Source organism: Paenibacillus glufosinatiresistens (assembly GCF_031470375.1).
Lineage (GTDB): Bacteria > Bacillota > Bacilli > Paenibacillales > Paenibacillaceae > Paenibacillus_AQ > Paenibacillus_AQ glufosinatiresistens.
Window position 1 is genome coordinate 176,595 of the sequence record NZ_JAVFHT010000006.1, and the last position, 25,082, is coordinate 201,676.

A 25,082-nucleotide genomic window follows, 5' to 3' on the forward strand; every position below is an offset into this window, starting at 1 on the left:
CATTTATATAGGTGTGTTCCCTTGATGCCGCAGTCGTTGCAGGGATGGATGTCTGTCCCCCCGCGTCAGTGCCCCAGATAAGCCGTCCGGATCTCGTCAGAATCCGCCAGCTCCTGCGCGTCGCCTTCCAGCACCACGCGGCCTGTCTCCAGCACATAGGCGCGATGGGCGATCTTAAGCGCCTGGTGGGCGTTCTGCTCTACCAGCAGAACCGTCGTTCCGGCCTGATTGACCTCCCGGATGATGGCAAAGATATCCTGAACGAGCAGCGGAGCCAGCCCCATCGACGGTTCATCCAGCAGCAGCAGCTTGGGCCGGCCCATCAGCGCCCGGCCGATCGCCAGCATCTGCTGTTCCCCTCCGGACAAGGTGCCGGCCTGCTGCTTCCGGCGTTCCCGGAGGCGCGGAAAGGTATCGTATATTTTGTGAAAATCCTCCGCCAGACTGCCGGCGCTCTGGAGATACGCGCCCAGTTCCAGATTCTCTTCCACCGACATATTGGCAAAGACGCGCCGGCCTTCCGGGCAGTGAATCAGCCCTTCCTTGACGATGGCCTGAACGCTCTGGCTGACGATGGAACGGCCCATAAATTCAATGCCGCCGCCCCGCGGCTTCAGCAGGCCGGAGAGCGTCTTGAGCAGCGTGGATTTGCCGGCGCCGTTGGCTCCGATGAGCGTGACAATCTCACCTTCGCTGACGCAGATGCTCAGATCCTTCAGCGCATGGATGGCGCCGTAATAGACATTGATGCCCTGTACCGTCAACATCCGGCTACGCCTCCTGTCCGAGATAAGCTTCAATCACCTTCGGGTTGCTGCGGATTTCAGCCGGCGCTCCATCCGCGATCAGCATGCCGCGGTCCAGCACATAAATGCGGTCGCAGACCCCCATAACCAGCGACATGTCATGCTCGATCAGCAGAATGGAGAGGCTGAATTCCCGGCGAATCCAGGCAATCAAATTCATCAGATCGCGGGTCTCGTTCGGATTCATCCCCGCCGCCGGTTCGTCCAGCAGCAGCAGCTTCGGTCCGGCCGCAAGGGCCCGGGCGATCTCCAGCCTCCGCTGATTGCCGTAGCTGAGGTTGCCCGCCCGTTCATCCGCCTGATCGGCAAGGCTGAAGATCCGAAGCATCTCCATAGCCTTGCCCGTGATCTCCTCTTCGCCCCTGAAATGCTTCGGCAGCCGCAGCATCGAGCTGATCATGGAATGCTTCGCGTGCTGGTGAAAGGCAATCTTCACATTCTCCAGCACGGTCATGGCCGTGAACAGCCGAATGTTCTGGAACGTCCGCGCCGCTCCCCGGCGGTTGATCCGGTAAGGCTTCATTCCTCCGACCGAATGGCCGTTCAGGAGAATCCGGCCCGTCGAAGGCGGATATACGCCGGTCAATAGATTGAACAGCGTCGTTTTGCCGGCGCCGTTGGGGCCGATGAGTCCGATCAGCTCGCCCTTTCTAATATGAAGAGAGACTTCGCTGAGCGCCTTGAGTCCGCCGAACGACCGGCTCGCCCCGTTCACTTCAAGAAGCAGGGGTGTCGCTGATTCCGCCACTTAACTCGCCTCCCTTCTTGCCGCTCCGCTTCCGAAGAAGCAGCGAGCTTCCCAGCAGGCCGCCCGGGCGGAAGATCATCATCAGAATAAGAACGGCAGAGTAGATAATCATGCGCCACTCCGGGAAGTCCCGGAGATAGGTATACAGCAGGGTCACGAATACCGCTCCTACAATAGAGCCCGCCGTACTGCCCAGACCGCCGAGCACCACCATGACCAGAATCTCGAAGGACTTCAGGAAATTGAAGCTGCCGGGCGTAATAACATAGAAGGTATGCGCCGAGAGCCCGCCGGCCATGCCCGCGAACAGAGCTCCGACAGTGAAGGCAATTACTTTGTACTGCGTCGTGTTGATCCCCATGGCTTCGGCGGCAATCTCATTCTCCCGGATGGAAATGCAGGCGCGTCCGTGGGTGGAGCGAATGAAATTATGGATCAGTACGACGGTAATCAGCGTGAAGAAGAAGATTATGGTCCAGGTCGTCTTGGCCGGTATGCCGCTGAGCCCCGAAGCCCCGCCGACATATTCGGTATTGAGCATGACAATACGGATGATCTCGCCGAATCCCAGGGTGGCGATCGCCAGGTAGTCTCCGCTCAGCCGCAGAGTCGGAATCCCGATGAGAATCCCGCATACGGCGGCGAGCACGCCCCCGGCCACAATCGCCAGCAGAAACGGAACGTTGTGGTCCAGCGTCAGAATCGCCGACGTGTACGCTCCGACCGACATGAACCCGGCATGCCCGATGGAGAACTGGCCCGTTATCCCGTTGATCAAATTCAGGGACACGGCCAGCATAATATTGATGCCGATCAGCAGCAGCATGGACCGGGTAACATCATTAAATATTCCGGTTGTTAGAAGAATTTCAATCAATCCATACAACGCCAGCGACAGGGCGATGCCCGCCCAGAACTTCCAATTCAGCTTCTTCATACCATCCACCTACACTTTCTCGCGGACGTTCTTGCCGAACAATCCCGAGGGCTTGAAGATCAGGATCAGAATCAGAACGGCAAAGGCAACGCCGTCGCGCCAAGAGGAATAGCCGAGCGAGGAAATCTCCGTCTCTACCGCTCCCAGCAGCAGCCCGCCCACAAGGGCGCCCGGAATACTGCCGATACCTCCGAGAACCGCAGCGACAAAAGCTTTAAGCCCCGGCGTCACTCCCATAAGCGGGTCCACGGAATTGTAGGTCATGCCGAAGATGACGCCGGCGGCGGCGGCGAGCGCCGAACCGATGGCAAAGGTCGCCGAGATGGTCCGGTCGACGTGAATGCCCATCAGGCGGGCGGCTTCCATATCGAAGGAGACGGCGCGCATCGCTTTGCCGGTCTTGGTATAGCGGACGATGTACTGCAGCAGGAGCATCAGAATAATGGTAATGGCCAGAATCATGACCTGGTTGGATTCAACTTGAATGGAGGAGCCGAACAAGGTGTACTGTTTCTTGTCCAGGATGTCGGGAAAGCCTTGAGCCTGCGGGCCCAACAGAAGAACGCCGGTGTATTCCAGAAGGAAGGAGACCCCGATGGCCGTGATGAGCGCGGCGATTCGGGTAGACTTGCGCAGCGGCTTGTAACCCAGTCGTTCGATGATCATGCCGAGCAGAGCGCTTGCCGTCATGGAGAAGATGAGAGAGACCGTTAGAACGATAACCGGCGGCCATCCGGCCGATGTCAGGTATTTGGCACTGAACAATCCGATGAACGAGCCTACCATGAAGACATCGCCATGCGCGAAATTGATCAGCTTGATAATACCGTATACCATCGTGTAGCCCAGGGCGATCAGTGCGTAGATGCTGCCTACCGATACGCCGTTAATCAATTGCTGGATAAAATACTCCATCGCCATCCCCTCCCAGATTCCCCAGGAATCTCTGTTTGTAAGATGTTATCTATAGTAACATAGCTCCTCAGCAGCGTCACGATAATTTTGCTCTTTTTCAATTAATTATGAAAATTTGCGTAACATTAGTTAACATGATTAGGAATTCAAACATAAAAAAAGCTCCCATATGGGAGCTTTCTGAACATGTCCATCTTCGATCTAACAGAACGGAGAGAGAGGGATTCGAACCCTCGCACCGCTTACGCAGTCTAACCCCTTAGCAGAGGGTCCCCTTATAGCCACTTGGGTATCTCTCCAAGAAAAGTGGCTCCCCGAACAGGACTCGAACCTGTGACAACTCGATTAACAGTCGAGTGCTCTACCAACTGAGCTATCAGGGAACATTATCAAGACAAGAAATAATTTATCATGATTTCGGTATCCAGTCAAGCTTTCGCGAAATCGCTTACCCGGGCAGGGCATCATTGCGGCGGCTCGATCGGCTCCAGCTGCAGCGGTCCCCGGCAGCGGCCGCAGCGGTAACGGCGCGGGTCGATTTTACGCTTGCGCAAATAGGTCTGGCCGCAGGAACGGCAGACCAGCCGGTACCGGTAAGGAAGCGGCTTGCGTCCGCGCTCTCCCGGAAGGCTTCGGCAGTAGCGGCTGCCGCCGACCTGCGCCAGCAGGCTTTTGAAATCCGCATCCCGGTGCATATAGCCCCGGCCCGCCAGATGAAGATGATAGTGGCACAGCTCGTGCTTGATAATCCTCTCGGTCTCTTCCGGGCCGTAGGCCTCCAGTTGATGCGGGTTAATCTCGATGTTGTGGCTTTGGACAAAATAGCGGCCGCCTGTCGCGGACAGACGCCGGTTGAAGGAAGCCTTATGCCGGAAGGGAACGCCGAAGCTCTCCAGCGACACCTTCTCGATCCACTGCTGCAATTCTTCGTTGCTCATTTACACGGTCCTTCTTCCACTCAGTCTCCGTCCTCCCCGGACGGTGTTAACTTCGCGCCCCGCCCGCCGGATTCCTGCCTTCTATCCCGACACAGCGCAGGGCGCCCCGCCCGGATCATTCCGGCACAAGGCGCCCAGCGCTTGTTCTTATAGCGGCTGATTCTTCTTAAAGCTATTCTTCCTTAAGCCAATACGCAGCTTAGGCCTGACGGCGGACCGGCTTGTGGTCGCGAAGCAGCCAGATGTGGAAGAAATACTCGAACACACCGGCCAGCACCGTAATCGACAGAATTTCGCCGATCGAGAGCGTCCAGTCCATCGCATCGGCGGCAATCCACAGAGCCGCAAAGACCAGAACGGCGTCCACCGCCGTAGCGATCGGATTGTTCGTCCGCGGCAGAACCAGCAGGTCTCCCACAATATAGGCTACTACGCCGATGACCAGGGCGGTCAGCAGAGCCTCCATAAAGGTAGCGTCGGACAGCAGAACGATCATCGCCGTCTGCAGAATGCCGTGCGCAATCAGTTTAACCAGAACCTTCTCCATTCCGCTCATTCCTTTCGTGTTGGGTTGGATGTCTATGGTTTAACCGGGTTCGGCCGCCTTTAAACGCTCTTGCACGGAATCAGGTAAATTCCACCGTTATCCGAAGAAAGCGTTCGGAATCGGGTATTAAGTAAGAGCACCCAACTTAGACTCTCATCCTAAAGGAGCATGTTCCATGAAAATATCTTTTAACGTCGAGACTCTGTTCTCCGGCATGCCGATTGAAGAAGCCATGAGAACCCTGCACCGGAACGGCATCCGTACCCTGGAATTCTGGTCCTGGAAGGACAAGGACATTGCGCGGGTCAGACAGCTTCGGGATGAGCTGGATATGGATATTGCCTCCATCGTCGTTACGCCCGAGAGCCTGCTTGACCCTTCCCGCCGCGATGCGCTCCGGGATGCTGTCAAAGGAACGGCCGAAGCCGCCCGCGAGCTGGGATGCCGGCGAATGGTTCATACTGCAGGGCCCGCCGTTCCCGGCGTTCGGCCCGAGGATACGCGCAAGCGCCTGATCGAAGGCGTGGAGGCCTGCCTGCCGATTCTGGAAGAGTACGAGGTCATCACGGCGCTGGAACCGCTGAACAATCGTATTGACCGGGAACTGGCGGACGGCTGTCTGACCACTTCCGAGGAGGCTTTTGCCATCGCAGAGGCGGTGCAGCATCCCTTGGTCAAGGTCTGTTACGATATGTATCATGTCCAGATCATGGAGGGCAACGTGCTGCAGCGGCTTCAGAACCGGATTTCTCTCGTCGGCCATATTCAGGGAGCGGGAGTGCCCGGCCGCCATGAGCTTTATCTCGGTGAACTGAACTACGATTACATCTTCGACGCCATCAAGCAGATGGATTACAACGGATACGTCGGTGTGGAATACTTCCCTCTGCACGATCCGATTGAAGATCTCAAGCAGATTCATGCGAAGCATCATACCGGCTGAAAGCGGACCCCCATTTCGGCAAAAGGAGGCGTGCCCCTTGCTTAACCGGGCCATTCTGTCGCATACCGCTCACCGCCCCTTCCCGCTGCCCGCAGGGCCCTGGGTCCTGAAGCAGGTCTGGCGCCGTCTGCTCTTTGCCCATTGGCCGGTCGCCCGGGAAGAGCTTCCTCCCCTGCCGGACGGCGTCGAACTGGACCTCTGGGACGGCGTTCCCTGGATCAGTCTCTCCCCGTTCCATGTCGATCCGCTGAGGTTGCGCTGGACTCCGCCGTTTCCCGGGGTCGGCCGCTTCCTGGAAGTGAACCTGCGCACCTATGTGAAGGTCAACGGCGTGCCGGGCATCTGGTTCTTCACACTGGAAGCGTCCCGCCGGCTTGCCGTCGTCGGCGCGCGCATCGGCGGACATCTGCCCTATCACCGCGCGCAGATGTCCGAGGAAGTGAAGGGAGAGACTGTTCACTATGAGAGTCTCCGCACCACAGGTCTTCCTTCAAGCCGCCGAAGCAGCGAAGACGCATCGCAGGCGGCGGTGTTAAAGACGGCGTATCGTCCGCTGTCCGGGCAAGTCTTCAACGCCCTGCCGGGCTCGCTGCTCCATTGGCTGAGCGAGCGCTACCGCATGTATTCGGCCGACCGGCAGGGGCGGCTGTACACGGTGGATATTCATCACCTGCCATGGCCGCTTCGGGAGGTGGACGTGACGATACATACGGATACGCTGACCGGGGCCTACGGCCTGAACGTTCCGGCCGTTCCTGCGGCTGCTACCTATACGGAACGGCTGGATGTGCTGATGTGGCCGATCCGCCGCTGCTGAACCGGCGCCTTCCCGATTGCCTCTTGAATTGTCGGCTCGGCTTGGGCTACACTGTCAAGAGGAAAGGCAAGCACGGAGGGAGAATGAAGGGAATGTCCAAGTTTCGCTATGTCATTCTGCAGCTTGGGGAAGAGCTGCAATTTGTGGAGATGCCGGCCGATTATGCCTATCAGCTCAGCGCGCTGATTCTGCGGCTGAACAAGGAGATCGACAAGCTGACGGCCGACCGGGTGCCGGAGCTGCCCGCCGCTGTAGCGGAATGCGCCGAGCTGGAAGTGCTGCGGGAAGGAACTTCCCTGTTGACCGGACTGGCCTATATCAACCGGCTGGAGGAAGTTTTTGCTTCGATTCAGGAGAAGGAATACCCCCTGATCTCGCTGCTCACGGAGATTCGGGCGCTGCAGGCGCAGCTGGAGCAGTGGTACGAGGAAGAGGAAGAGCGTTCGCATTGATGCGGGCGTTTTTTTTTGTACCAAGAAGAAAGAAAAGGTCCACCCGCGCCTCATCCGTCACCTCCCTGCGCTTCCGCCCATATGCTGGTAGCATGATGCCACACTCGACAGGGGGAGATCGCCATGCCGCAATGGCTCTGCCAGCAACTGATGAAAGCTTATCTCCGCAAGGACCGCCGTCAGATCCGGCTGCTGAATGAATGCTGGTTCTTCTACCGCAATTCCTGACCGGAATCCACGCCAGGCAGCCTTCCTTCGTCTCCCGCGCGGGATGTGAAGGAAGGCTGCCTGATTCCGGTTCGCACTGTGATCAGAATTTCGGGAAGACGTAGCGCACCAGGAAGTAAAGGAAACCAAAGAAGATAATGACGTAAGCCGCATACTTGATAAAGGTTGAAGCGACGAGGCTGCTGTCGGATTTCCGCTGAACCTCGCGATGCTCGACTTCCACACTGCGGTCGGTGTATTTCGGGTCCATTTCGATCTCTCCTTCGCACAGGTCGTTAGTTGAGGAGGGAGACAGGCTTCCTGCCTCGCTCCCGCTTACGCCTCATTACCCTGGCCTTTCGGTCCTTGAAACAGAGCGGTCCGGGTGCAGAGTCCCGGCTGTCTCAGCTTTCCAAGACCCGCCATCCCCCCTGGAAGCCGGACTTCTCAGTCAAAGCTGCGCTGGCCCGGCCATGACCCTTGGAGCTTGCGCACCAGCACGATCTGGCCCGTATGGTAGCTGTCGTGCAGCACAAGGCTCATCAGGAGTTCCGTCCGCTTGTTCTCCGGCCCTCCGTCTTCGTCCAGAGCAGCGATGTATTCTCTCAGCTCGGCATGGACGTTCTTCAGATTCTCCACCGCCGCCTTCCAGTCTTCTTCTCCGCTCTCCGTCACCGTGAACGTAGCCGTGTTGCTCTCCAGATCGGGCAGCGGCGGAAGACCCTTAATATTCCGGAGCAGCCGTTCCTTATAGTAGGCGAGATGGTTCACCGTCTCCCAGATCGAATTGCCCGCCTCTCCCTTTGGCTTCCAGAGCGCCTGTTCCTCATTCACTCCTTGCAGTGCAGCGGCAAGGGGCGGGGCCCAATCCTCCTGATCCATCGCATAATCCCAACTCTGCAGCAGCACTTCTTTTAGCGTAAATCCCATGATTCTTCCCTCCAGTGTTCATTCTTTATTCGTTGTCAGCCAAAAGCATCCGGAACTGTGCCGTTAATCACCAGATGGTTCCGTTCCGGACAGTTAAAACTCCTATCTTATATGTAACCATCTATATTAATTTTAATCGTTACAACTCAATCTCGCAACATCCCATCCCGGTTCGGTCGCAGTAAAACCTCTCCTCTCCATGTAACTGGCATTCCTCCAGTTCCATTGTTACAATGAAGGGTGCAGAAAGGTGGAAGGATTATGCTGTGGGCGGATTTCATCAATAGCTACGCGCGGGATTGGCGCACCGGGGACGAGGGGAAGGCGGAGGACCGGCTGCTGAACCGCGAATGGGTGCGCCGCTGGCTGGCCGGGAACCATCTCCCCCCGCTTGAAGCTCCCGAAGGAGACGAGCTGGCTGAACTCCAGCGTCTGCGCTCCGCGCTCTTTGCCATTGTCCGGACGCTGGCGGCGGGAGGCTCCCTGTCGGAGGAACAGCTGGCGCTGCTGAACCGGGAGATGGCGCTTGGCCCCGCACTGCGACGAATTGCCGCCGACCCGGAAGGCCGGCTGGAGCTTGTCTCCGAGCCGCTGCGGGACGATTGGGCCCAAGTCCGGGCCGAGATCGCCGCCTCTTTGGCCGAAGCGGTGACAACCGGGGACCCTTCCCGCTTCGGAGTCTGCGAGAACCCGGACTGCCAGTGGGTCTATTACGACGATACCCGCAATCGCTCCAAGCGGTACTGCGAGGACAAAACCTGCGGCAATCTTCTCAAGGTCCGCCGCTTCCGGGCGCGGAAGAAGGCGGAAGCCGCCTCCCCGCCGCCCGCTGGCAAGCCCTGCGAAGAGTGAAGCTGAACGGAACGGCCGGATAGGAAAAGGGCAGCGCGATGCGCTGCTCTTGGTTTGTGTTGGCTCGAAACTTTCTCTAATCAATCTGTTGTGTGCGTGAACTGTTATATGTGCGAACTGTTATATAGGCGAATTATCCTACCGCGAGATTTCAATTCACGCACTCCATACGGAGTGCGACCGATCCGACGGAATCACGTTGGGCGACAGCGGCAAATTTCAATCCACGCACTCCATACGGAGTGCGACCCGTTGATTTTACTGCGCCAGTCCTCGTCGCGCTGTAATTTCAATCCACACACTCCATACGGAGTGCGACCTTTTTCAATTCGGAGATCCGAGGTCTCCCGTTTATTTCAATCCACGCACTCCATACGGAGTACGACCCGGTGCTTGTCTCCAGCCAGGGGATTAAGTACCTATTTCAATCCACGCACTCCATACGGAGTGCGACTGACGTTCTTCTCGGCTTCCTCTCGTTCAGCGAGATTTCAATCCACGCACTCCATACGGAGTGCGACCAATCGGCACAATTATATACATAGATAATATAGGTATTTCAATCCACGCACTCCATACGGAGTGCGACCTGGCCGGGTTCGGCGGCGTCCATTGGATACTCGATATTTCAATCCACGCACTCCATACGGAGTGCGACCGTCAAGGGAACCCTCACTATCACGCCAGGAACCGATTTCAATCCACGCACTCCATACGGAGTGCGACGAGGAATGTCCGCCACCAAGGCGTTTATACTCTTTATTTCAATCCACGCACTCCATACGGAGTGCGACCGCAGAGAACCCGGATATGGTCGCAGATAGTCAGATTTCAATCCACGCACTCCAAATACGAAGTGCGACGAGGATGTACGGCGTACTTAGTGGGCTTACCTACAAAATTTCAATCCACGCACTCCATACGGAGTGCGACTCGGACAATTTTAACGGACTCGTATCCACAATAATTTCAATCCACGCACTCCATACGGAGTGCGACGAGGTCATAGCTTGCTGCTGATCCATCTTGACCATTTCAATCCACGCACTCCATACGGAGTGCGACTCATCTGCAGATGCGGCGCGTCCGGGATGCTCTTATTTCAATCCACGCACTCCATACGGAGTGCGACTTGGGAGGTAAGCGTAAGGAGCCGGGCGAAGTAATATTTCAATCCACGCACTCCATACGGAGTGCGACAATTTGTTCATTACTTTCCTCCACTAAACGGTATATTTCAATCCACGCACTCCATACGGAGTGCGACCTCGTATCCTCCCGATCAGTCCAATTTCCTTCCGATTTCAATCCACGCACTCCATACGGAGTGCGACGCTTCAGCGCTGGTGGGACATCGCCACAGCAGACCCATTTCAATCCACGCACTCCATACGGAGTGCGACTACAAGCTTCGTTCAGGTTACGACTTGCAGATATTTCAATCCACGCACTCCATACGGAGTGCGACCCGGCCAATATAAAACAGGATCGCCGCCGCCCGATTTCAATCCACGCACTCCATACGGAGTGCGACCCATCCTGTCAGCCAAGGCATACCCGCAATAGATAATTTCAATCCACGCACTCCATACGGAGTGCGACGGTTCGGTATATCACATCTTTGGAGGGGATCAAATATTTCAATCCACGCACTCCATACGGAGTGCGACAGCCACTCTAAAATATGGTTCGTCATCGTAAAACCATTTCAATCCACGCACTCCATACGGAGTGCGACCCGCCGCCGCTGTCCCGCTTCGTACTGGCCGGCAATTTCAATCCACGCACTCCATACGGAGTGCGACGCTTCTTGGCACAGGCAGTAACCTTGATTCCGCATTTCAATCCACGCACTCCATACGGAGTGCGACGATCGCTCGGCTGCTCATGTGGGCGCTGCTGCGCCTATTTCAATCCACGCACTCCATACGGAGTGCGACAGCGAAAAACAGCCAAATTGATCAAATTCATAGAACGTTTAGCTTCCTTTTCGCTAGAAAGTATATCAGATAAGTACAATCATTGCCTTGACATTTCAAGAAACAGATTATATTCGACAATATTCTGCAATTTCTGAGGTGCGAAGGACCTGGGGAAAACATGGGAGCTTGGCATTCGCACCAAGCTATCTTTACAAAATCAAAGGCCCTTCCATATCATAACTACTCTTGGCGCCAAAATGTTCTACCTTGGTTTTGTGCTTATCCCCAAGGTTATAAAAGCGCAGACTATCTGTTTCTTCATTTATCAGTTCTTCCAATTCAAATTTCAATCTACGAAATTCCGTAGCGTCCACGATACATTCAAACACGGAGTTCTGAACACGCTGTCCGTAACTGAGGCATTTCTTGGATACCTGAGACAAACGTCTGCGTCCCTCGGAACTCTTCGTGCTCACATCGTAAGTGATTAAGACAAGCACGCCGTTCACCTACTTCCATAAGAATGGCGGGTATTCCTCCAAATCCCCTCTTATCGTGCGAGCCAGTAGAAGTGCTTGAGCGTGAGGAACGAGCCCCCAAGCCATTCTCTCATTTAAGTAGGGATGAATGATCTGCTCCTGCTTCTTCTCCTGCCAGGCAACCAGCACCTGTCTGCGGGTTGCCTCATCCATAATAACGGCACCGTTCTCCTTGCGATGAAAGCCTTTGGCATGAATCAACTTCTTGTTGATCAATCCAAGAACGAAGCGATCCGCATAGATCCCCCTTAATTCCTCCATCACATCCAGCGCAAGCGAAGCCCGTCCGGGACGATCGCGATGCAAGAACCCGACATAAGCATCCAGGCCGACTCCTTCGACCGCCGCAATCATATCATGGGCAAGCAGAGTGTAAGTAAAGGACAGTAAGGCATTGACATTGTCCAAGGGAGGCCGTTTATTGCGTCCGTGAAAATAAAAATCATTTTTCTGCTGCAGAATCAGATCATCGAATACGGAGTTATATTGAACGGCTGCCGTTCCTTCCAGTCCGCGGAGAACATCTAAATCCTCTACGCTGCGCACGGTGTGCATAACTTCCGACAAAGAAGCAGAAATCTGCTTGAATTTCTGTACATTCAACCGAAGTGCATGATCGCGGGTAGCCCGTTCCAATATCCATTTCGCATTGTACACTTTGCCGAGGATCATGTTGCGTGCCACTATCGCGCTTCTTGGCTCATCATCCGAGATGCGATACTGCTCTTTACGGAGCACCACATTTCCCCGGCTCTCGCCAATCACTCTCCCGACAAAACGACCGTTCCGCGTGAGAAAAGTTAGCGCGATATTCCGCTCGGCGCATGTCCCCATCAAGGCAGGACTGGCACCCGCGTAGCCAAAGGTATAAATCCCTTCCAGATTATGCAAGGGATATCTCTGAAGAATGGCATCCTCCTTTTTCACGACGACATTCTCCCCATCCAGAGATAAATAAGCCTCCGGAGTCGTAACAAACAAGGTATTCAGCATTCTCTTCATTCGCTCACCTTGCTTTCTATATAGCTGGCAACCGTCCGGCGATTCATAAGTCTAGGGAGGCAGACCTTGTTGAGCGAGCAATTCTCACAATGGGGTCCTGCTTTGGCCTTAGGTGTATATCGACGTGCATAGTACCCATGCATTTCATGCAGAGTGGCCTGGACTTGCTCGCGATCGGCTTCAGTAATGGGAACCTCTACCCGATGCTTGATCTCGTTGTAAAAAAGATAGCCTGTCGTAATTTCGCAGGCCAGCATCTCTTCCAGACACATCGCCTGGGCTATCAATTGCGAACGGTCCGAGTCGTCCTTTTTGGGTTTGCCGCGTTTGTATTCTACAGGACAGGGCAGATATAACCCTTGTTCATCAGATAACGGGACCCCGCCGGGGTCCCTTATAAATTCAACGACATCGCAGATTCCGGTAAGTCCAAGCCGCCTTGAATGAACCGGGAGGGCGCGGACCACCAGCTTGTTCCCTCTCTTCTCCCGAAGATGCGGCTGGTCGGCCACTCGATGAAGATGGTTCCCTTCGAGCGTCCGGACATTCTCCTCCCACTGCTGCTCGATATGAATCAAAGCCCACTGGCGTCTGCAAAAGTTAAAATGCTGAATGCCCGAGAGCAGCAGATAGTCGTCTTCGTTATAGTCCGTCATAGATTTGGACTTCCAGACCGTCGAGCGGCTGGAGCGTCACTTCGTAATCCTCAAAAGTCTTCAGCGCTGCTGCACTCTGCTTCCGCGTAACTTGAAGCGACCGGTGGACCTTGGCCGAGGAATATTGGCCCAGCTTGGACTTGTGCTCCCACCAGTATACGGAATGCACTTCCATGCTGCCGTCCGGCCGGGCAGACGACGTATCATTCTCGAACAAGGTCTGAAGAGCTTCCCGAATCTTCAGCGCATCCTCATAGGTGAAGCCTGTTTTCTCCGCCAACTGCGTATTGATGCTGCCATAGAAGACATAGACGCCGAAATCCACCCGGTGCTTCATCCCCATGGTGTCGGAACCGCGCTTGTTCGGATCTTTCGGTGTCGTGGTATTGACGCTCTTCGTGATTTGGGTGCTGGTAATATCAATAGGGTCGATACTCACTGCCGCATGAATGGATACCGGTCCGCGGACTCCAATCGACACGCCGCCTCCGCTGGTCCCCTCGGCCCCTCCGAAAGCGAACACTTGTCCGAAGCTGCGCACATCGATCCATTCTTTGCAAGCCGCCTGAGCATACAGCTCATTGTTCGGCTTCTTGCCTTTGGCAAATTCCTGCACCTCTTCGTTGGCGTCCACCCGCTCTTTAATGCTTCGGAAGCCGTCGACACGGCGGTCGTCGGACTGAACCAGCAGCGATTCCCCCATGTCCTGCAGCCGGTTGCGGATTTTGCGCTTCAGACTTACATCGGACATTTCGCCATGTCCTTCATAATTCTGACGCGGACGATTCCCGTTCAACGGGTCGCCGTTTGGATTGGCGTTGTGTACCGAGAAGACGACGGCAAAATCAATTTTACGGTCAAGTGTGCTCATTATTCATTCTCCTCTTCTTGAATGGAATCGGTTTTGTGGTCGGCAGCATCCTTCTTGCTGGTGTACAAGTCTCTTCGTTGGCTCGAGAAACCCAGAAGATACAGCCCGCTCAACGGGCTATCGTTGTAATCTTCCGGTCTTAACCTATCCATGACGATATCCAGTTCACGGTTGCAATGGTTGACGATGGGGTCTCTGACTCCCATTCGAGCCTGATAGGGCTGGAGATTGGATTGAATAATGCTCCACGTCCGTCCGGGATGCCGGGCAAAAGCGTTCATATAGCGAAGCGCATTGGTTGCCCTTTTCTCGTCGCCCAGCGCTCTGCGCTCCAGTACATCGGCAATAGCCAGCAGTCTTCCAAAAAGATAACTCCGGTCCTCGTTCTTCGTATCCAGGGCCACTTCATATTCCTCCTTCTCATGCTTCCTGACCAATGCGCATGCAATGCTCAGCGTCCGTTCCCACTCCCAATTCTCCATGCCGACAGGATGGGAGGCCCGCTGGACGACACTCCGAACAAGATCAAGCGGGACGGGGCGTTCATCCACGATGCAGGGGAGCATGCGCTCCAGCAAGCTTTTGACGAGCTTATCGCTGGCTCTGGAACCGTACGCCGCGTAAGCAATATCCTTCGTGGCCGGCGCTCCGATATACGTTCCGTAAGTCTTCTCCGCCTCTTGGTAATAACGATGCTCCCAGGAGCAGGTCTCGTGCCAGCGCTGAATCCGGTCAAGGAACAACTCCTTATTCATATCCCGGTAATATACAATGGACAGCCGTCCGGGCGTAGCTGCATCCAGAATCAGAATAATTACATTGGATTTATAGTCGCTATCGTATCGATAACCGGCCAGCCCTTTGCGGATCATATCGGCATAAGCCTGATGCGTTCCGTCTCCCCCGTCCGCTTCCAGATCCTCCTCATCAAATAAGGTAAAAGAACCTGCATAAGGGTCGGGCACCTCCAGCTTCTCGGTTCCCCAGATCAGAAAGACTTTCCCGTCCATCGTGAACCCCTGGCGTTCAATCAGCCATTTAAGGGCGTTATGGGCCTTCTGGGACGCTTCATAGCTGATGGAAGCAGCTTCTCGGCTATTCTTGAATCGCCCTCTATACGTGAAGCCTGCCGCATCATTGGCGGAGATCAGCTTGGTCTTATCTCCGGAATTGCGGATGCGCGAGGTATGCTTGTCGGCATAGGGCAGCACCTTGCCGGTAACGAAGCATAAATCACTGCTGCCCAGTCTGCTCTGCGAATAGTCGATAAAAGATTTCTGGACCGACGGGTCCCGCCATAAACGTGTCTCCGGTTCGCCCGGAGCCTGAACGGCAAACCGGACAAAAGCTGCGCTTTGATCCGAAGCGATGACTTTAAAAATGTCCGGCTTCTCTCCATGAGCCGTTTCCATTTCAGAGTTCCATTTAGCCAGCAGCTGTCCCTGCTTGTCTGCCCACAGAATTCCGGCCCGGATCAGATCCGTAATCAAAGTGCCCTTCGCCAGGTACGTATAGACGCTCTTTACTTTGGGATGAGCATAAGAGGAGCCGCACCACTCCCCAAGCTGCTTCATGTAATCCGCATACGGCGTCCCCTTAACATCGCCGCAATAGTGGATATAGTCACCTGCCACGTACATGAGCTTATCGAACAGCGGGTGCGGAACCGGGGCGCTCGTCCGGCTGGATGAGGCTTCCGTACAGGGAATAATCGTATTACTGTCTGCTTTATCCACCACCTGTGCGGTGAGCCAGTGGCCGTCCGTGTCCAGCACCACCGTGATATGAGCACTTTGGGTGGTGTGGGCGACCGGGATCAGGGCGTATTCCCGATCATTCCGCTTCTTCTCGAAGATTCCGACCTGACCCTGATTCGCCTCATAGGTCTTCAGCAATTGAGCCATCCACGTCAAGACGACTCCTCCTCCCCGCAGACCTCGCTGTACAGCGTGTCCACCGATTGCATATTCTCCGGTCCGAACGGCTTGGCGGCGCCTTTGCCTATCTTCCGGACATAAGGACATTCAGCCGGAGGGATGTAGCGTATAATCCCATTCTCCATCTTGGCATTCCACAGCCGGGTCTCCATCTCGTTGCGGCCCGTTTCATCCGGGTAGTTGATTCCATGCAGCATGATTCCGAAGTCCACCTCGGGCACATTATCGTAGAAGCCCTCTCCTTCTCCGAACTCGCATGGTTCCACATAAGCCTGACACTCGCGGGCCCCAAGAAAAATATCTCGCCGCCCCCCCGCCTTCACGGCACGTCTGGCAATATGATGGTGCTTGTGCTCGTTGCGGTCCTGAACCAGATCTTCCCGGTAAGGATTGAATTCAAAATGCGCTTTGACCTGATAATGAACATCCTTCAGGTACGTGTAGTAAGCGAGCGTGTTGCCCCCGCTGTATTCGATTGGCCGCATTCCTTTGGACTCCGTCTGAATGACCTTCATGACCCGCACCTCGTCAATGAACCAGATCAGGGTCGGCTTCCAGTAGATAGATTCCACAATTCCCTTCATGGCCGAATAAGTGGGAACCTGAAGCGAGAATTTCTCTCCTCCAATCTTGGTCAGCGGATCGGTAAAGAGCGCGTATTTGCCCGTCACCTGAAACTGAATTTCGTTACGCACAAGTATCCTCCTCTCTTCGTTATGGAGCGAGTGCCTGCCTTCGCTCAGATAATGGCTGCATCCCAGACTCCCTCGCCTGCTGTGTCCACACCGAACTCTTCACGATAAGCCGTCTCTCTCAGAGCCAGCACATTACCGTTCAATACCGGATACAACTCCCCGCTTCGCTCAAGCTGCTTCAAGTCCTGGTTATACAGGTTGACCGTGTACGGCTGCGCTCTGCGCAGCAGCTCTCCCAGCGACTGAATCTCAAGCTCGCCGTTCAATTCGATCATAATCTGCCGCGCTTCTTCATTGTATGGAACGATAACTGAAGTGGCAGCGTTTGCAATAACCTCAAAATGCTGCTCGGCAGTAGCAAATGCCGCCCGGTTATGAATCTGCGGAGATTGACCCTGCTTGTTCTTGTAGTGTTGAAAGAGTTTCTTGTTCGTTCCCAATAAGTCGTACAGGTTCAGATCCAGCTTGGGCACATAGTAATCCAGTTCGGTCTTGATATGGCTGTAGTAGCTTTGAAAATAGGACTGAATCGCTGCGGGCGACAGCAGATTACTCGCATACCTTTCAGGATGATTCCTGAAATCGGCAAGCAGAAAAGCGGTCTTCTCTGCGCCAATCCGGATTTCGGGAAGCGAGGTCAGCCTTTCCTCGGATGCCCGGATGATATAGACATGCCTGAGCGGGTCTTTTCCGTGCCGGTTGCACCTTCCCGCCGCTTGAGCGATGGAATCCAGCCCGGCCAGGGAACGGATTACGCAATCAAAGCTGATATTTACCCCCGCCTCAATCAACTGGGTGCTGATGCAGACGACTTTGTCATGCTGTCGCAGCGCTTCCTTAATCTCCGCCAGCACCGCTTTGCGGTGAGCCGCGCACATACTCGTACTGAGGTGGAACAATCGGACGCCGCTCTCCTCAATGACGAGTTCTTCCTTCAGGTATTTATACAGCTTCCTCACCGCGCTCTTGGTATTCAGAATAACCAGAGTGCTGTCCAGTTCTCTAAGCCGTTCCCCGATAAACGCTGCAATTTCCTGCGAATTCCACCCCCGAGCCGTTACCCGATCGACCACCTCCACCCGCTTGAAGTCTTCGCCGACCTCACTCAAGTTCGAGATGATCTCCGCCTGCTCGGCAATGTGCAGATGGTGACGGACAAAATCAAGAGCGGGCTGGGTTGCCGTGCACAGCAGCATGCTGGAACGCCCGAACGATTTCAGGAAATTAAGTGCAGCATTGAACAGCGACACGCATTTGGGAGGGACAGCCTGGACTTCGTCAAAGATGATGACCGCATTCGCCAGGCGATGCATCCGTCTGGCATTGCGCGTTCCTAAGCCGTAGCAGGCATTCAGAAACTGCACCATCGTGGTGAAAATAATCGGGCGGTCCCAGTTATCCCGGGCCAACCGCAGGTTTTTGCGCCGAATATCGTATTCTTCCGAAACCTCATCTTCCCTTCGGGCATCCACGATATTCGAATGATGTTCCAGAATCATGTCATCCTCTTGCAAAATATCGCGAATGTCCTGGGCATTCTGCTCAATGATGGTTGTGAAGGGGACCACATAAATAATGCGGTCCTTGCCAATGCGGTCCTTGCCGGAAGTCTTGGCGTGCTTCAGCGCATACCGCAGACTGGACAGCGTCTTGCCGCCGCCCGTCGGAATAGAGAGCGTGTAGATGTCGGATGGTCGATCCGCCGCCTCATCGCATTGCTGCGACATCTTCCGCCGAAGCACGTTGATCGGATGATCGGCATCTTCGGCTTGCTCCATCGCCGTGACTGCTTCCAGCAGCTTGTCATAACTGCGGGCAAAAAATGCCGATCGGTCTTCTTCCCAACGGGACTCCTCGTTCTCCTCGAACTGCCTCGTATCGGTGCGGTCCGCATCAATCAGGCAGCTAAAAATGTACTTCAATAATAGAGAGGAGGCGCTCGAATCCAGACCGCATCGTTGAATTTGTTCAATCGCATGCTGCATCTCCGTCTTGGCCTTCTCAAAATACGCGTCCAGCCAATCCTCCGAACGATCGGAGAAGAAGCTCGCCGCTGCCTCTTCTAAGCCTTCCAGCTGCTTGTCCCTCACCCGTTCCAGAAAAGGAAGCCTGCCTTCCGGACCGATAAAATCCCGCAGTCCCTGATGATGAGAAATGATGCAGTTGCCGATCCACTCGGCAGTGAACCTGTCTTCCCAGTTCCTGCGGCGCTGATGATAGCGCTCAAAAACAAGCTTGCCGCCTGCCGTTGAATGATCCACGTCTCCCCTGCGTACCGAACCCGGATTAGAGACAGCCTGTTGAATGTAACGCTGAAAAGCCGGCGTTCTCTTCCCCAGATCATGCAGAATCCCCGACAAACCGGCCAAATGAGGAACACCGGCTTTGACTCCAAAATGCTCACATCCCGCTCTTACAGCTTCCGAATGCTCGCTGACCGTTTGAATCTTCCCATCCCTGCTGCGAATATGGGCGATATACTCCATAAGACCTCCCCGGAAGCCCAAGAATGTGCATTCTTGTGGTTCTATTATCCTATCCAATCCTATTTTATCCTTTTTAACCATCCTGAACTGTGCGGTATTTTACACCAGATTTCGATAATTTAGGTTGTAATTCGACCTGCTCGAAGCGGATGCCACACAAAAAAGGCCTTTCAAGTCACCTTGAAAGGCTTAAGCTTGTCTCCCCGTCGATCTCCGCGCCACCAGCCGGGGCTTCACCCATGAGGGAGCTTGAACCTCCTCTACTGCGCTCTCTTCAAGCCGCGCCATCAACATATTGCCGGCGGCGGCTCCAAGAGCAAAAGTATCCATTTCCACACAGGTCAGCGGCGGAGTCGTGTAAGGGGCAAGGGGGATATTGTCAAAGGTCGCAATCCCCATTTCTTCCGGAACCGCGATTCCCTGCTCCTGAAGCTCCTGCAATACCCCATAGGCTACCAGATTGCTCATACAGACAATCGCGTCCGGCCGTTCGGTCTCCTTCAGCAGTTCACGCGTCAGCCGCCGTCCATTAGCCTCATTGGCATAGCCCGGACGGATGAACTCGTCCCGTACCGAATCCAGGCTTTGGCGGAACCCTTCCAGCCGGGTCTCATAGAGCGGTTCGCCCGACTCGCCGCCGACAAATGCAGGAGATTGATAGCCTTGGGCCAGCAAATGCTCCACCAGCATGACAGAACCCCGGGCATTGTCGATATCCACACACTGATTCGCAGGAACCCCGGGATATTCTCCGATCACAATATAGGGAAAATTCCGTTCATTCAATTCCCGCGCCAGCTCCGGCGTCAGAATCGAATTATCCATAATCAGCCCGTCCGCTTTGCGCCCGATGGCGAACCGGCTGACGAACCGTTCACGCCCAATATGCTGCATGTTGCTGATGGTCAGCTCATACCCGCGGGGACCGATCACACTTTCCACCCCGCCGATGATATCGTAGAAGGAGGCATTGAGGAAATCGCCGGTTCGCGACAAATCAATAATCAGCGCGATATTGTACCCTTTTTGCCGGGCCAGCCGCGTAGCCAGACTGCTCGGTTCATAGTTCATCTCCTGCATAATGGCTCGAACTTTGGCTTTGGTCGCTTCCGAAATCGTTGGAGCGTCATTCAGCACTTTGGATACCGTTGACTTCGCCACATTTGCCGCGCGGGCAATATCATTGATGGTCACTTTCATCGCACCCAGCCCTTTTACACGAATGCCAAAATTGTTAATTTCTATTATAACGCTTACAAGCTGCCGTTTGAAGGGCTGTTCTTCCACCCCTGCCTAAGAGGCAGAAGAAAACTTGGTGCGAACCCCAAGCTCCCATGAATTCCCCGGCTCATTCGCACCTCAGATTTTGACGAATCTTGTCGTTTTTGTCTTGTTCCCGAAAATGTCAAGCTCACATGCAGATTTATTTGCTATGCTTAACATAGAAAAAAGCGATTCACTCTGCTTTTTTGAGATGAATAGATGCTTGTTTCGCTGTCGCATCCCGTATGGGATGCGTGGATTGAAATCCAATGACCGGATCGTCCCGCCGCTTGGATGGTCGTCGCATCCCGTATGGGATGCGTGGATTGAAATTTTTTATTGAGTTTGTTCAGGATGCGGCATAGTGTCGCATCCCGTATGGGATGCGTGGATTGAAATCTTGCCGTGGCAGTGATCTTTGCGCCACAAATCGGGGTCGCATCCCGTATGGGATGCGTGGATTGAAATCCCAGGGCTGTCTGCTTCATTTTGACGAAAACGGTGTCGCATCCCGTATGGGATGCGTGGATTGAAATACCATTCATCAAGTCTTAATCCTTGGTCATACCGGTCGCATCCCGTATGGGATGCGTGGATTGAAATAGGAGCACAATGCTACGCAGGAAGGGTATGTTGAGGTCGCATCCCGTATGGGATGCGTGGATTGAAATAGTGATACTTTGAAAATCGAAGGCCTTGCAGATGGTCGCATCCCGTATGGGATGCGTGGATTGAAATGACGCTACCACCGAAGCAATAAGATGCTGCTTTGGGTCGCATCCCGTATGGGATGCGTGGATTGAAATAGCTGCCGTACCTCCAACCGCATCCTTCAGGTCGTCGCATCCCGTATGGGATGCGTGGATTGAAATGCCTCAAACTCATCCGGCGTCATCATGATCGAATTGTCGCATCCCGTATGGGATGCGTGGATTGAAATATCGACTTAATTTTCTTGGGCTTATCCGCGCCTCGTCGCATCCCGTATGGGATGCGTGGATTGAAATTCCATCCTCTCAAAATAGAATGTGACGGGCCGCTCCGTCGCATCCCGTATGGGATGCGTGGATTGAAATTTAACGACCGGCTGCGGCCGGTTTTTGGTTTGCGTCGCATCCCGTATGGGATGCGTGGATTGAAATTCAACCTCGGCCAGATGCGCCGTCTCCTTGATGGTCGCATCCCGTATGGGATGCGTGGATTGAAATGGTATCTTGCTTTCTGGATCCAACACAAAAAAATGTCGCATCCCGTATGGGATGCGTGGATTGAAATCAGTTGCTGACCATCTCGTCATACAGGAGATTCAGTCGCATCCCGTATGGGATGCGTGGATTGAAATTCCGGCGTTGCCTCCCGCCAGTACGTCAGCAGCCGTCGCATCCCGTATGGGATGCGTGGATTGAAATAACGGCAGCAGTAATCCCGAGGGCTGGTATGATCTCGTCGCATCCCGTATGGGATGCGTGGATTGAAATTCCTCTAAGCCCGGCGCCTTATTGCGCCTGCGGCGGTCGCATCCCGTATGGGATGCGTGGATTGAAAATCTTTCACAGCAATAAGCCCGGCTCCTGTGAGTGTGTCGCATCCCGTATGGGATGCGTGGATTGAAATGTCGTGCTGATCGTCGTCACGAAGACGGTCCTGACCGTCGCATCCCGTATGGGATGCGTGGATTGAAATCGGTTTGAAGATAAAGACCGGCAGCCTGGTGAAAGTCGCATCCCGTTTGGGATGCGTGGAATAAAACCTCCCGCAGACTCTGCTCATAAGCAAGCTGCCGTCCAGTCGCATCCCGTACGGGATGCGTGGATTAAATCCCCAATCAACCTCTTCCGCCTCATCACAGCACGCAAAAACGCGCGGACTCCCCGGCCACAAGGGCCGGGAAAGTCCGCGCGTTCTTCAATTGCGGCGGCCGGGAGGCCGCCGGGGAACCGGCAGAAGCCGGTCCGCCGGGCAGGCTTGCTCCCTTTTGCCGGATTAGTTCTGCCAGTCTACGGTTACGGTGGCTACGCCGCTGGACGGCGATGTGAAGGTGTGGTTGTTGCCGCCTTCCCAGGTAACAGTAGATCCGTTAACCTTGATGAATTTGAATTGCAGCGCCGTGCTGGCCGGAACGCTGACGTCGAAGTACCAAGTCGGGTAGGAAGCTTCCACCTGGTTGTACAGCGGGCCAATGGCCTTGGCTGCGGTCCAGTTGCCGAGTTCGGCCACGTTGCCGGTCAGGTAGACGTTCTGGCCCAGGGACGTAGTGGCATTGTTCACTTTGAAGCGAACGGTAACCTGATCGGCGGTCAGCACGTTGAAGTTGTTGAAGGCGGCGCTGGTCGTGCCGGCCGAATTCGTTACGGTAACCGTTGTGTTGCCAGCGGCTACGTTCGGCACTTTGACCTTGATCTCGGTATCTTCCCAGCTCACGATGTCGGCGCCGGTAACAGCGGTGGTTCCGAAGGTGACCTTGTTCTTGGTCGTTCCGAAGCCGCGGCCGTCAATGGTAATTACGTTTCCAGGCTTGCCCATCGTCGGGCCGACGTTGGCGATAACCGGCGAGGATTCGTTGGTGGAATACTGCCATACCGCTGTGCCGCCTGCTGCCAGTGTAAAGTTGCTGACGGCGCCGCCGCTGACGGTAACGGAATTGCCACTCAGCAGACCGCCGAGAACATCGGTATAAGTTCCGTTCGGCAGGGCGGTCAGCAGACCGGAGATTGGATAGGATGTCGTGGTGTTCCGGTTGATCGCAACCAGAGCCACGCTGCTTCCGAATTTCCGTTCATAGATATAGACGTCGTTGTTCACCCAACGCTGGGTTGTGGTGCCGTAGGCGATAGCCGGGTTGGATTTGCGCAGCGGAGCCAGCGCTTTGATGACCTTGTAGGCTGTCTTGTTCGTATCGAAGCCGGTCATCATTGCCCGGTTGTTCGGGTCGCCGTTGCCGGTCATATACTGCTCGGTACCGTAATAGATGGCCGGTACGCCGCGAGAAGTCAGCGTCAGCGCCAGCGCCTGTTCCGTCGGACGTGTGCTCGCTCCCGCCTGCTGGAAGCGGTCCATATCATGGTTGTCGATGAAGGTTACCATGTTGTTGATATAATTATAGCTGGAACCTGTGCTGGAGATAATCGAGCTGAGGTCGGTCATCGTCTCGGTCTTGTCGCGGAAGACTTCGCGGACTTCCTGTGCATAGGCGAAGTCCAGCAGATTCATCCCGCTCTGGTTCGCGAAATTGATGTTGTCCTGGCTTGTCTCATCGACGCCAAGGAACCATTCCCCGAAGGTGAACACGGGATTGGCGCTGCTGTAGATGGACGAGACATAGCTCTTCTGCCAGCCCTGCGGCATATGCTTCACTGCATCGAACCGGATGCCGTCTACGCCAAGGTTCAGCCAGAGCTGAATGGATTCCTTCAGGTAGTTGTCAACGGTATTGTTGTTCTGGTTAAGGTCGGCAAGATCATACAGGTTCTTGTAGATACCGCTTTCAATTGTGGAAAAATCGGTTCCGCCGTTGTGGTGGAACAGGCCGGCACTGTCGTTGCTGTACTTGCCGAGCAGGGTGCCGTTGTTATACAGCGCGCCGTTCTCGGCGAACGAGGCATCCGTGGAAGAGGCCGGATTCGTGTGGTTAGGCGCAAAGTCGATGATGACCTTGATATTGTGGGAATGCGCCGCGGCGATCAGATTGGAGAAATCGGTGAAGCTGCCGAAAGCGGCATTGGTCTTCTTGAAGTCGCGCGGCCAGTAGCCGTGATAGGCGGCATTGTTGACACCCGAGTAGTTGATTACGGACGTAATATTCTCAACCGGCTGCGAAATCCAGATCGCCGTAATGCCCATGCCGGTCAGATAGCCGTCGTTGATCTTGTTCGTGATCCCCTGCCAGTCCCCGCCAAAATACAGCTTCAGATTGGAACGATCCGCACTGAAGGCCGAACCTGTCGGATTGTTGGCCGAATTGCCGTCGACAAAGCGGTCTGTCACAATCTGGTATACCGTATCCGTACTGTAATCCAGTTTGTTGCTGACACTCGTATCCGGCGACGCCATAACAGGCAGTGCAGCGCCGAGCGCGATCCCTACGGACAACGACACGGACGCCAACCATTTGACTTGCTTGTTCATATAACCTAACCTCTCCTCTCATTTGGTTCGTTCCAGTTGAAACGCTGGGCCTTACTGCGGCGAACGGCTGCGCAACCGTTTGAGCAGCAAATAAGAAATGCCCATTAAAGCGCTTACCGAATGATGCGTCCTCTTTGCTCCTGCAGCCGTCTCTATCAGGAAAACGGCGGTATTGCAGCAGCAGGTGTCAGGAAACCGGTTTCCTCACCAAAATACCACTCCTCATTCTAGTAGTCAATACATTATCTGGGACTTTTCGGAGGAATTCTGAATTTGCTTAAAAAACCCGCCTCCGGTTATTGGTCAAGACCCCATTTAGTGGACATTGAAAAAAACACCTAGGTTGCAAGCTGGCGTCGGTACTCTACTGGCGTCAGTTTGTTTAATTTACGCTGTGGTCGTCTTCGGTTGTAAAACCGTATGTATTTCTCGATTCTTCTTTGTGCCTCAGCCATTTTTCGGATATCATAAGGATAGAGTCCTTCCGTTTTGAG

General features: G+C 54.6%; 23 protein-coding genes, 2 tRNA genes and 3 CRISPR repeat arrays. Of the genes, 5 read left to right on the forward strand and 20 right to left on the reverse strand.

Annotation, left to right across the window (positions count from 1 at the left end; translation table 11 throughout):
• Positions 1–65 precede the first annotated feature (65 nt).
• From RBI05_RS09625 to RBI05_RS09660, 8 genes are all read right to left on the reverse strand, one after another.
• Positions 66–767, reverse strand: coding sequence for an ABC transporter ATP-binding protein (locus RBI05_RS09625; RefSeq protein ID WP_310550926.1), 702 nt, complete (start codon positions 765–767; stop codon positions 66–68).
• A gap of 4 nt (positions 768–771) precedes the next feature.
• Complete coding sequence (locus RBI05_RS09630; RefSeq protein WP_223879840.1) at positions 772–1,554, reverse strand: ABC transporter ATP-binding protein; 783 nt, start codon at positions 1,552–1,554, stop codon at positions 772–774.
• Complete coding sequence (locus RBI05_RS09635) at positions 1,523–2,491, reverse strand: branched-chain amino acid ABC transporter permease (protein WP_310550927.1); 969 nt, start codon at positions 2,489–2,491, stop codon at positions 1,523–1,525. Before RBI05_RS09635 ends, RBI05_RS09630 begins: the two co-directional genes overlap by 32 nt.
• A 9-nt stretch (positions 2,492–2,500) precedes the next feature.
• Positions 2,501–3,406 carry a branched-chain amino acid ABC transporter permease gene (locus tag RBI05_RS09640; RefSeq protein ID WP_310550928.1) on the reverse strand — a complete coding sequence of 302 codons (906 nt, stop codon included), beginning with the start codon at positions 3,404–3,406 and terminating at the stop codon, positions 2,501–2,503.
• Between the two features lie 210 nt (positions 3,407–3,616).
• A tRNA-Ser gene (locus RBI05_RS09645) sits at positions 3,617–3,705 on the reverse strand.
• Positions 3,706–3,713: 8 nt separating this feature from the next.
• Positions 3,714–3,789: transfer RNA gene (locus RBI05_RS09650), tRNA-Asn, on the reverse strand.
• A gap of 81 nt (positions 3,790–3,870) precedes the next feature.
• Positions 3,871–4,344 carry a SprT family protein gene (locus RBI05_RS09655; RefSeq protein WP_310550929.1) on the reverse strand — a complete coding sequence of 158 codons (474 nt, stop codon included), beginning with the start codon at positions 4,342–4,344 and terminating at the stop codon, positions 3,871–3,873.
• A gap of 199 nt (positions 4,345–4,543) precedes the next feature.
• Positions 4,544–4,891: a DUF2512 family protein gene (locus tag RBI05_RS09660; protein WP_310550930.1), complete on the reverse strand. Its 348-nt coding sequence runs from the start codon at positions 4,889–4,891 to the stop codon at positions 4,544–4,546.
• A gap of 175 nt (positions 4,892–5,066) precedes the next feature.
• Between RBI05_RS09660 and RBI05_RS09665 the strand changes: the two genes are divergently transcribed.
• The 4 genes from RBI05_RS09665 (at position 5,067) to cmpA (ending at position 7,331) form a co-directional block, all read left to right on the forward strand.
• Positions 5,067–5,834: a TIM barrel protein gene (locus RBI05_RS09665; protein WP_150458053.1), complete on the forward strand. Its 768-nt coding sequence runs from the start codon at positions 5,067–5,069 to the stop codon at positions 5,832–5,834.
• 37 nt (positions 5,835–5,871) lie between these two features.
• On the forward strand, positions 5,872–6,651 hold the full coding sequence (locus RBI05_RS09670) for a YqjF family protein (protein WP_310550931.1): 780 nt from the start codon (positions 5,872–5,874) through the stop codon (positions 6,649–6,651).
• Between the two features lie 92 nt (positions 6,652–6,743).
• A complete protein-coding gene (locus RBI05_RS09675; protein WP_150458051.1) occupies positions 6,744–7,103 on the forward strand; it encodes a hydrolase/acyltransferase in 360 nt (119 codons plus the stop codon).
• 123 nt (positions 7,104–7,226) lie between these two features.
• Complete coding sequence (cmpA, locus tag RBI05_RS09680; protein WP_150458050.1) at positions 7,227–7,331, forward strand: cortex morphogenetic protein CmpA; 105 nt, start codon at positions 7,227–7,229, stop codon at positions 7,329–7,331.
• A gap of 82 nt (positions 7,332–7,413) precedes the next feature.
• Here the strand turns inward: cmpA and RBI05_RS09685 are convergent, their stop codons facing one another.
• Together RBI05_RS09685 and RBI05_RS09690 are read right to left on the reverse strand one after the other, a co-directional pair.
• Positions 7,414–7,581 (reverse strand): hypothetical protein, encoded by a 168-nt coding sequence (locus RBI05_RS09685; protein WP_191089544.1) that lies wholly within the window; start codon positions 7,579–7,581, stop codon positions 7,414–7,416.
• Positions 7,582–7,757: 176 nt separating this feature from the next.
• Positions 7,758–8,240, reverse strand: a complete 483-nt coding sequence (locus tag RBI05_RS09690; RefSeq protein ID WP_310550932.1) for a DinB family protein — start codon at positions 8,238–8,240, stop codon at positions 7,758–7,760.
• 261 nt (positions 8,241–8,501) lie between these two features.
• Between RBI05_RS09690 and RBI05_RS09695 the strand changes: the two genes are divergently transcribed.
• Positions 8,502–9,092 carry a CGNR zinc finger domain-containing protein gene (locus tag RBI05_RS09695; protein WP_310550933.1) on the forward strand — a complete coding sequence of 197 codons (591 nt, stop codon included), beginning with the start codon at positions 8,502–8,504 and terminating at the stop codon, positions 9,090–9,092.
• Positions 9,093–9,240: 148 nt separating this feature from the next.
• Positions 9,241–9,887: direct repeats of the CRISPR family, unit length 33 nt; unit sequence ATTTCAATCCACGCACTCCATACGGAGTGCGAC.
• 105 nt (positions 9,888–9,992) lie between these two features.
• A CRISPR array of direct repeats spans positions 9,993–11,032; the repeat unit is 33 nt; unit sequence ATTTCAATCCACGCACTCCATACGGAGTGCGAC.
• Between the two features lie 191 nt (positions 11,033–11,223).
• Here the strand turns inward: RBI05_RS09695 and cas2 are convergent.
• From cas2 to RBI05_RS09745, 10 genes are all read right to left on the reverse strand, one after another.
• Positions 11,224–11,514 carry a CRISPR-associated endonuclease Cas2 gene (gene cas2 / locus RBI05_RS09700; protein WP_310550945.1) on the reverse strand — a complete coding sequence of 97 codons (291 nt, stop codon included), beginning with the start codon at positions 11,512–11,514 and terminating at the stop codon, positions 11,224–11,226.
• Positions 11,515–11,523: 9 nt separating this feature from the next.
• Positions 11,524–12,555: a type I-C CRISPR-associated endonuclease Cas1c gene (gene cas1c, locus RBI05_RS09705; protein ID WP_310550934.1), complete on the reverse strand. Its 1,032-nt coding sequence runs from the start codon at positions 12,553–12,555 to the stop codon at positions 11,524–11,526.
• Entirely contained in the window at positions 12,552–13,211 is a 660-nt protein-coding gene (gene cas4, locus RBI05_RS09710) for a CRISPR-associated protein Cas4 (RefSeq protein WP_310550935.1), read from the reverse strand. Before cas4 ends, cas1c begins: the two co-directional genes overlap by 4 nt.
• Entirely contained in the window at positions 13,198–14,082 is an 885-nt protein-coding gene (gene cas7c / locus RBI05_RS09715; protein WP_310550936.1) for a type I-C CRISPR-associated protein Cas7/Csd2, read from the reverse strand. Before cas7c ends, cas4 begins: the two co-directional genes overlap by 14 nt.
• Positions 14,082–15,995 carry a type I-C CRISPR-associated protein Cas8c/Csd1 gene (gene cas8c, locus RBI05_RS09720; protein WP_310550937.1) on the reverse strand — a complete coding sequence of 638 codons (1,914 nt, stop codon included), beginning with the start codon at positions 15,993–15,995 and terminating at the stop codon, positions 14,082–14,084. Before cas8c ends, cas7c begins: the two co-directional genes overlap by 1 nt.
• Positions 15,992–16,714: a type I-C CRISPR-associated protein Cas5c gene (gene cas5c / locus RBI05_RS09725; RefSeq protein ID WP_150458043.1), complete on the reverse strand. Its 723-nt coding sequence runs from the start codon at positions 16,712–16,714 to the stop codon at positions 15,992–15,994. The genes cas8c and cas5c overlap by 4 nt, the downstream gene beginning before the upstream one ends.
• Before the next feature lie 44 nt (positions 16,715–16,758).
• Positions 16,759–19,200 (reverse strand): CRISPR-associated helicase Cas3', encoded by a 2,442-nt coding sequence (cas3, locus tag RBI05_RS09730; RefSeq protein ID WP_310550938.1) that lies wholly within the window; start codon positions 19,198–19,200, stop codon positions 16,759–16,761.
• Between the two features lie 189 nt (positions 19,201–19,389).
• Positions 19,390–20,400 carry a LacI family DNA-binding transcriptional regulator gene (locus tag RBI05_RS09735; protein WP_310550939.1) on the reverse strand — a complete coding sequence of 337 codons (1,011 nt, stop codon included), beginning with the start codon at positions 20,398–20,400 and terminating at the stop codon, positions 19,390–19,392.
• Positions 20,401–20,696: 296 nt separating this feature from the next.
• Positions 20,697–22,283: direct repeats of the CRISPR family, unit length 33 nt; unit sequence GTCGCATCCCGTATGGGATGCGTGGATTGAAAT.
• Between the two features lie 163 nt (positions 22,284–22,446).
• On the reverse strand, positions 22,447–24,588 hold the full coding sequence (locus RBI05_RS09740) for an alpha-amylase family glycosyl hydrolase (protein WP_150458040.1): 2,142 nt from the start codon (positions 24,586–24,588) through the stop codon (positions 22,447–22,449).
• A 338-nt stretch (positions 24,589–24,926) separates the two neighbouring features.
• On the reverse strand, positions 24,927–25,082 hold a 156-nt coding region (locus RBI05_RS09745), incomplete at its 5' end, for an IS3 family transposase (RefSeq protein ID WP_310550946.1).

Bases quoted from the DNA above. Each gene is read 5' to 3' on its own strand.
- RBI05_RS09625 (WP_310550926.1), bottom strand. From the start codon at position 767: ATGTTGACGGTACAGGGCATCAATGTCTATTACGGCGCCATCCATGCG.
- RBI05_RS09635 (WP_310550927.1), bottom strand. From the start codon at position 2,491: ATGAAGAAGCTGAATTGGAAGTTCTGGGCGGGCATCGCCCTGTCGCTG.
- RBI05_RS09640 (WP_310550928.1), bottom strand. From the start codon at position 3,406: ATGGAGTATTTTATCCAGCAATTGATTAACGGCGTATCGGTAGGCAGC.
- RBI05_RS09655 (WP_310550929.1), bottom strand. From the start codon at position 4,344: ATGAGCAACGAAGAATTGCAGCAGTGGATCGAGAAGGTGTCGCTGGAG.
- RBI05_RS09660 (WP_310550930.1), bottom strand. From the start codon at position 4,891: ATGGAGAAGGTTCTGGTTAAACTGATTGCGCACGGCATTCTGCAGACG.
- RBI05_RS09665 (WP_150458053.1), top strand. From the start codon at position 5,067: ATGAAAATATCTTTTAACGTCGAGACTCTGTTCTCCGGCATGCCGATT.
- RBI05_RS09675 (WP_150458051.1), top strand. From the start codon at position 6,744: ATGTCCAAGTTTCGCTATGTCATTCTGCAGCTTGGGGAAGAGCTGCAA.
- cmpA (WP_150458050.1), top strand. From the start codon at position 7,227: ATGCCGCAATGGCTCTGCCAGCAACTGATGAAAGCTTATCTCCGCAAG.
- RBI05_RS09685 (WP_191089544.1), bottom strand. From the start codon at position 7,581: ATGGACCCGAAATACACCGACCGCAGTGTGGAAGTCGAGCATCGCGAG.
- RBI05_RS09690 (WP_310550932.1), bottom strand. From the start codon at position 8,240: ATGGGATTTACGCTAAAAGAAGTGCTGCTGCAGAGTTGGGATTATGCG.
- RBI05_RS09695 (WP_310550933.1), top strand. From the start codon at position 8,502: ATGCTGTGGGCGGATTTCATCAATAGCTACGCGCGGGATTGGCGCACC.
- cas1c (WP_310550934.1), bottom strand. From the start codon at position 12,555: ATGAAGAGAATGCTGAATACCTTGTTTGTTACGACTCCGGAGGCTTAT.
- cas4 (WP_310550935.1), bottom strand. From the start codon at position 13,211: ATGACGGACTATAACGAAGACGACTATCTGCTGCTCTCGGGCATTCAG.
- cas7c (WP_310550936.1), bottom strand. From the start codon at position 14,082: ATGAGCACACTTGACCGTAAAATTGATTTTGCCGTCGTCTTCTCGGTA.
- cas3 (WP_310550938.1), bottom strand. From the start codon at position 19,200: ATGGAGTATATCGCCCATATTCGCAGCAGGGATGGGAAGATTCAAACG.
- RBI05_RS09735 (WP_310550939.1), bottom strand. From the start codon at position 20,400: ATGAAAGTGACCATCAATGATATTGCCCGCGCGGCAAATGTGGCGAAG.
- RBI05_RS09740 (WP_150458040.1), bottom strand. From the start codon at position 24,588: ATGAACAAGCAAGTCAAATGGTTGGCGTCCGTGTCGTTGTCCGTAGGG.